Source organism: Skermanella sp., assembly GCF_059503625.1.
Map to the genome: position 1 here is coordinate 1 of NZ_JCACHA010000045.1, position 4,299 is coordinate 4,299.

6 protein-coding genes are annotated in these 4,299 nt (G+C 64.6%); 3 read left to right on the plus strand and 3 right to left on the minus strand.

The features are described 5' to 3' along the window. The 3 genes from AC5JJ6_RS01045 to AC5JJ6_RS01055 all read left to right on the plus strand — a co-directional run. On the plus strand, nt 1–747 hold a 747-nt coding region (locus tag AC5JJ6_RS01045), incomplete at its 5' end, for a carbohydrate ABC transporter permease (protein WP_496040256.1). Between the two features lie 24 nt (nt 748–771). Next, entirely contained in the window at nt 772–1,908 is a 1,137-nt protein-coding gene (locus AC5JJ6_RS01050) for an ABC transporter ATP-binding protein (protein ID WP_496040257.1), read from the plus strand. Nucleotides 1,909–2,034: 126 nt separating this feature from the next. Further along, nucleotides 2,035–2,940: an SAM-dependent methyltransferase gene (locus tag AC5JJ6_RS01055; RefSeq protein ID WP_496040261.1), complete on the plus strand. Its 906-nt coding sequence runs from the start codon at nt 2,035–2,037 to the stop codon at nt 2,938–2,940. Between the two features lie 20 nt (nt 2,941–2,960). On the opposite strand, the gene AC5JJ6_RS01060 is transcribed toward AC5JJ6_RS01055, so the two are convergent. The 3 genes from AC5JJ6_RS01060 to AC5JJ6_RS01070 form a co-directional block, all read right to left on the minus strand. After that, the gene (locus AC5JJ6_RS01060; RefSeq protein WP_496040258.1) at nt 2,961–3,194 is read right to left on the minus strand and encodes a hypothetical protein; all 234 of its coding nucleotides are present in this window, start codon (nt 3,192–3,194) and stop codon (nt 2,961–2,963) included. Next, nucleotides 3,191–3,622, minus strand: coding sequence for a Fur family transcriptional regulator (locus AC5JJ6_RS01065; protein ID WP_496040259.1), 432 nt, complete (start codon nt 3,620–3,622; stop codon nt 3,191–3,193). Before AC5JJ6_RS01065 ends, AC5JJ6_RS01060 begins: the two co-directional genes overlap by 4 nt. A 278-nt stretch (nt 3,623–3,900) precedes the next feature. Beyond that, the coding region (locus AC5JJ6_RS01070) for a protein phosphatase CheZ (RefSeq protein ID WP_496040260.1) at nt 3,901–4,299 on the minus strand (399 nt) is incomplete at its 5' end.

Consider the following 4,299-nt stretch of genomic DNA (forward strand, 5'->3'; position numbering starts at 1 on the left):
GCGGTCGTATCGTCGCTGAAGGCAGGATCGGCGCTGTTTCAGGTCGAGTTCTGGCCGGCCAATCCGGCTTGGGACAACTATGCCGGGGTGTTCCGGGGACAGCCCTTCGCCCGGAACATCCTCAACTCGGTCGCCGTATCGGTCGCGGTCGTAGCCTTGTCGCTGTTCCTGGCCCTGACGGCGTCGTACGCGCTGGGCCGGGTGCAGTTCCGCGGGCGCGGCACGCTGCTGATGGTCGTGCTGGGCGTTTCCATGTTCCCGCAGGTCGCCGTGCTGTCAGGCATGTTCGAACTGATCCGCTGGCTGGGGCTCTATAACAACCTGATGGGCCTGATCCTGTCCTACATGGTCTTCACCCTGCCCTTCACGGTCTGGGTGCTGACCACCTTCATGCGGGAGCTGCCGAAGGAACTGGAGGAAGCGGCCATCGTCGACGGGGCCAGCCCGTGGGTGATCATCACCCGCGTCTTCCTGCCGCTGATGGGTCCGGCCCTGGCGACGACGGGGCTGCTGGCCTTCATCGCCGCCTGGAACGAGTTCCTGTTCGCACTCACCTTCACCTTGTCGAACGACATGCGGACGGTGCCTGTCGCGATCGCCCTGATAACCGGTACCAGCCAGTTCGAGCTGCCCTGGGGCAACATCATGGCGGCCTCGGTCATCGTTACCGTGCCGCTGCTGGTGCTGGTTATGATCTTCCAGCGGAAGATCGTTTCCGGGCTGACCGCCGGCGCCGTGAAGGGCTAGAAAACAACGGGAGGAGACACGATCATGGCCAACGTCACCCTGCGCGGCGTGCGCAAGAGCTTCGGCGGGATGGAAATCATCCATGGCGTCGATCTCGATATCGAAGACAACGAGCTGACCGTCTTCGTCGGGCCTTCCGGGTGCGGCAAGTCGACGCTGCTGCGCCTGATCGCGGGACTGGAGGACATCACCAGCGGCGAGATGACGATAGACGGCGTGCGGGTCAACGACCTGCCTCCGAAGGAGCGCGGCATCTCCATGGTATTCCAGAGTTACGCGCTCTACCCGCATATGAGCGTTTACGACAACATGGCGTTCGGGCTGAAACTGGCGAACGGGTCGAAGGACGCCATCGACGCCAAGGTCCGGGAGGCGGCGCGGATACTCCAGATCGAAACCCTGCTGACGCGTAAGCCGCGTGAGCTTTCCGGCGGCCAGAGACAGCGCGTCGCCATCGGCCGCGCCATCGTGCGGGAGCCGAAGGTGTTCCTGTTCGACGAACCGCTGTCCAACCTGGACGCCGGATTGCGCGTCCAGATGCGGATAGAGCTGGCGAAGCTGAAGGAGGACCTGTCCGCCACGATGGTCTACGTGACGCACGATCAGGTCGAGGCGATGACCCTGGCGAACAAGATCGTCGTGCTGCGCGCCGGTCATGTCGAGCAGGTCGGATCTCCGCTGGAGCTTTATCACCATCCCTGCAACCTGTTCGTCGCGGGCTTCATCGGCAGCCCCAAGATGAATTTCCTGGAAACGGCCGCATCGGAGATCGGCCGCGATACCGCTACCGTCCAAATCCCGGGCGGCGGAACGATGACGGTTCCCGCCCGCACCGCCGGCATGGCGCCGGGAGCCAAGGTAACTCTGGGCATTCGGCCGGAGCATCTGGCCGCCGGCGACAAGGGCGACGCCACGATGGAAGGCCGGGTCTTCGTGGTCGAGCGGCTGGGCGGCGAAACCTACTGCCATGTCAGGGTCGATGGGGGGCAGAGCGTCGTTATCCGGACCGACGGCGACAGTCCGGTCAACCCGGGCGAACAGGTCCGAATCGGCATCCCCGCCGCCAACTGCCACCTGTTCGACCGGGACGGGATCGCTCTGGTCCGGGTCGAGCGGCATCCATTGGCCGATCTGGAGATGCCGCGGCACGCGACAGGATGATCTGACCCCCGGTCAGCAAGGTTGATCGGCTGAGGCGGCTGGGCTATGCGGGGCTTCAGCCTGAGCAGGAGCCAGATCATCGTGTCCGACCCTCTACCGCCACCATCAGCGGCCGAACCGCTGGGCATGACCGGCTACCTGGCGCCGGACGGCTTCCTTGACGACCTGCTGGCGGAACTGGGCGAGGGCGCCATCGTCCACGACAGGCTGGTCTTCGCCCCCGGCCCGCCCCGTCCCGTCTATTGGGTCGAGAACGTCTGGTACGACCCGGTGCGCCTGCCGGTCGCGTCGATCAAGGCGGCGGCACGCGGGTTGCGCGCCATTCAGCGCAACTGGGCGCTCTACCCCGTGCGCCACCATGGCCGCGCCAAGCTGATCCAGGAACAGCTTCCCCATGTCTCGGCCAAGCCTCTGGTCTTTCCCGCGACCGCTCCGACGGCGCCGCTCGGCTCCTGGATGATGGAGGACGAGCATACCCTGATCGCCTCGCCCCACTGCTCCAGCCCGTTCCGCAACGGCGAGGTCGAGTTCATCGAGAATCGGACTGCTCCTCCGAACCGGGCGTATCTGAAATTATGGGAAGCGCTGGCGATCGCCGGCCGGATGCCCGGACCGGGATCGCTCACGGTCGATCTCGGCTCCAGTCCGGGCGGCTGGACCTGGGTGCTCCATGAACTGGGCGCACATGTCGTCAGCATCGACAAGGCGCCTCTGGCGCCGGCGATTGCCGCCCTGTCCCGCGTCGACTTCCGCAAGCAGAGCGCCTTTGCGCTTACGCCGGCCGATTTGGGGCCGCTGGACTGGCTGTGCTCGGACGTAATCTGCTATCCCGAGCGGCTGCTGCGGCTGGTGAAGACCTGGATCGACAGCGGGCTGTGCCGGAATTTCATCTGCACGATCAAGTTCCAGGGGCCTACCGACCACGCGATCACCCGCGAGTTCGCGGCGATCCCCGGCAGCCGGGTCGTTCACCTGCATCACAACAAGCACGAGCTTACCTGGATGCTGATCGACGACGCCAAGCCTTCGTAGTCACGGGCGTCTGCGGCCCTTCAGTGCCTGACGCCGTCGAAGACCCATTCGGCGACCACCAGCTCGGCCTGACGCGGCATGGCGGCGGGGTGGTGGTAGCGGAACACTGCGATTGCCGCTTCGAACGCATAGCGTTCCGGCTGCCCGCACTGGCGCAGTTCGGTGTAGGCCCGGCGGACGGCGGGACGGCAGCAGGAGAGATCGTCGCCGCAGATCGACGCCGAAGCGGTGGCTTTTTGTGACTCTTTGCTCATGGCTCGCTCCGTTGAGGTGCGCCCTTGAGCGGGACACCGTAAAGCTCCAGCCGGTGGCCGAGCAGTTCGAATCCCAGTTCACGGGCGATCCGCTGCTTGACGGCTTCCAGCTCATCGCTGTTGAACTCGATGACTTCCCCGGTCTGGACGTTGATGAGGTGGTGATGGTGCTCGTCGCGCGACTCTTCGAACCGGGCACGCCCATCCCCGAAGTCCAGCCGCTCGATCACACCGGCATCCTCAAGCAGACGGACGGTGCGGTAGACGGTGGCGATACTGATCTTGGCATCGATGTCGGCGGCACGGCGGTAGACCTGCTCGACGTCCGGATGGTCGGTCGCGGCGGACAGCACGCGCGAGATCACCCGGCGCTGCTCGGTCATCTTCAATCCCTTGTCTAGGCAAAGCTGTTCAAGGCGAGACAACATGAAAGCTTCGTTTCTAGGTGATCGGGTCATAATCCATCCAGGGTATCAGCAGACTTCGTAACCAATGATGCAGCCGATTTCGCAGTAACGTCGCCATGCGGCAAATCATAGGCCGAGAAGCCGCCGGCGCGCCAGCCCATGAAGCCTTTTGGACCGGTGCGACGGATTCCCGCATGCGCGAAGCACCCTGCCGAAGCACCTAGCCGAAGCAAAATGGCGCGCTCTCCGGCTGAGGCGCGCCATGCGGTTTCATCGATCCGGGTCCGCCGGCAGCGGCGCTATCCGAACAGGGCGTCGATGGCGGACTGGTTCAGCGGATTGGGAGCCGGCTCCTCCTCCTTGATCGGCATCGGCTTCACTTCGGCCTTGGGTTTCGGTGGCGGAGGTGCGGCGCCGCCGGAAGCCGGAACGGCGAAGCCGGACATCAGCTGGTCGACTTCGTTCTGGTCGATACCGGTCAGCGACGGTCCATGGAGGAGATGAGCGTCCGGCCGCTGGTCCACGGTGTCGGGCGGCAGATCTTCCCGGGGTGTCTTGTCCTCTCCCCAGATCGCGATCATCGACCCGATGCGCTGCTCGATGTAACGAAGGACGTTGATGACCTTCGTGGTGCGCTGGCCGGTCAGATCCTGGAACGAGCAGGCGGTAAAGATCTCCATCACTTCCGACTCGATCTT